The following is a 1916-nucleotide window of genomic DNA, read 5'->3' on the forward strand; positions in this document are numbered from 1 at the left end:
ACGCATCACCCTATTCTGATGAAAACGAGACCGTCGGCCTGCGCGGATAGCCGGTCCTCCGGGCGCGTGTGTCAGGCCTGTATGAAGGCAAGCAGTTCGGGATTGAGAATGTCGGCGTTGACCGTAAGCATTCCGTGCGAGAGGCCCGGATAGATCTTCACCGTTGCGTTCGGCAGGATCTCGCCCTGAAGGGCGCCTGCGTTCTTATCAGGGACGACCTGGTCGTCATCTCCCTGCATTACCAGCGTTGGAACCGACATCGCCTTCAGGTCCTCCGTCTGGTCGGTTTCCGAGAATGCCCTGATTCCCTCGTAATGGGCCTTGGCACTGCCCGACATGCCTTGCCGCCACCAGTTGTCGACTACGCCGGGAATGGTTTTTGCGCCCTCGCGGTTGAAGCCGTAGAACGGACCTTCCGGAACATCGCGGAAGAATTGAGCGCGATTGGCGGCAAGTGCGCTGCGGAAGCCATCGAACACCGAGATGTCGAGACCGCCGGGGTATTTCTCGGTCTTCACCATGATCGGCGGTACTGCGGCGACCAATACGGCCTTCGCGACGCGGCCTTGGGGGATGCCATGGCGCGCCACATAGGCCGCCACCTCGCCGCCGCCCGTGGAATGGCCGATATGGACGGCGTCTCGCAAATCAAGATGCTTCATCACGGCGGCCGCGTCTAATGCATAGTGGTCCATGTCATGGCCATCGCTGACTTGCGCCGACCGGCCATGCCCGCGTCGGTCATGCGCGACGACACGATAGCCATGCGACAAGAAGAATAGCATCTGTGCGTCCCAGTCGTCCGACGAAAGCGGCCAGCCATGATGGAAGACAATGGGCTGTGCGCCCTTCGGGCCCCAGTCCTTGTAGAAGATTTCGGTGCCGTCTTTGGTGGTGACATAAGTCATGGGGCTATTCCTTCCTTGGATTGGAAAAAGGGGACCTGCGCGTCAGGGGAGAAGGGGGGATGAACCCGCCGTTCAAAATCCGTGTCGGTAGAACCTGGGGATCGGTGCGGGCCGAGGCGTAATTTGCGGAAGATCGACCTCGATCTCGTCGACATAACACCAGCCCCAGCCTTCGGGTGGGTCATAGCCTTCGATGATCGGATGGCCGGTCCGCTCGAAATGTTTTCGGGCGTGGCGATGGGGCGATTGGTCGCAGCATCCGACATGGCCGCACTGGCGGCACAGGCGAAGGTGGAGCCACGCGCTGCCGATCTTGAGGCATTCCTCGCAGCCTGCCGCGCTGGGGGTTACGATCCGGATCGTGTCGGTATGGTGGCAGGCCATCAGATTGTCTCCAGCTTGGGATTGGCCGGGTCGGCGTGCATTTGCGCAAGCTTGGCATGAATCTGCGAGACCACGGCCGCGCCTTCGCCGACTGCTGCCGCCACGCGCTTGGTCGATCCGCTGCGTACGTCGCCAATCGCGAAGATGCCGGGCTTGTTTGTTTCCAGCGGCTGGGACCCTGTGCCGGTGAGTACGAAGCCATGATCGTCTGTGGCCACGCAGTCACGCGCCCAGTCGGCATTGGGATCGGCACCTATGAACAGGAACAGATGGCGCAGAGCCATCCGACTGCCATTGCCAGTCGTGGAATCGCGGAAGATCGCACCGGTCAGCCCGGTCTTATCGTCACCTTCCAATGCCGCCAGTTCCTGACCGACATGGACGGTGACATTGGGCAGGGCAGCGATCCTCTCGACCAGATATTGCGACATCGTCTGTGCCAGAGGGCGGCGAACGAACAGGTGCAGGCGCCTTGCATGCGGGGCAAGAAAGGCGATGGCCTGCCCTGCCGAATTGCCGCCGCCGATCATGGCGATTTCCTCGCCTTCGCACAGGCGCGCTTCGATGGCGCTGGCCCAGTAGAACACGCCCGCCCCTTCGAATTCGGCGAGCGAGGGAACATCG

At 61.6% G+C, this 1916-nt stretch carries 3 protein-coding genes; all 3 read right to left on the reverse strand.

Annotated features, from left to right (window positions below; all coding sequences use genetic code 11):
* Positions 1-71 precede the first annotated feature (71 nt).
* Positions 72-908: an alpha/beta hydrolase gene (locus AAFM29_RS17440; protein WP_341713985.1), complete on the reverse strand. Its 837-nt coding sequence runs from the start codon at positions 906-908 to the stop codon at positions 72-74.
* 72 nt (positions 909-980) lie between these two features.
* Positions 981-1292 (reverse strand): UBP-type zinc finger domain-containing protein, encoded by a 312-nt coding sequence (locus tag AAFM29_RS17445; protein ID WP_341713986.1) that lies wholly within the window; start codon positions 1290-1292, stop codon positions 981-983.
* Positions 1292-1916: NAD(P)/FAD-dependent oxidoreductase (locus AAFM29_RS17450; RefSeq protein WP_341713987.1), on the reverse strand; the 625-nt coding region annotated here is incomplete at its 5' end. The genes AAFM29_RS17450 and AAFM29_RS17445, both read right to left, overlap by 1 nt.

Origin of the sequence: Erythrobacter sp., from assembly GCF_038133525.1 — a bacterium.
Lineage (GTDB): Bacteria > Pseudomonadota > Alphaproteobacteria > Sphingomonadales > Sphingomonadaceae > Qipengyuania.

What these genes read in the sequence shown, in the direction of transcription:
- AAFM29_RS17440 (WP_341713985.1), bottom strand. Translation starts at nt 908, where the DNA reads ATGACTTATGTCACCACCAAAGACGGCACCGAAATCTTCTACAAGGAC.
- AAFM29_RS17445 (WP_341713986.1), bottom strand. Translation starts at nt 1,292, where the DNA reads ATGGCCTGCCACCATACCGACACGATCCGGATCGTAACCCCCAGCGCG.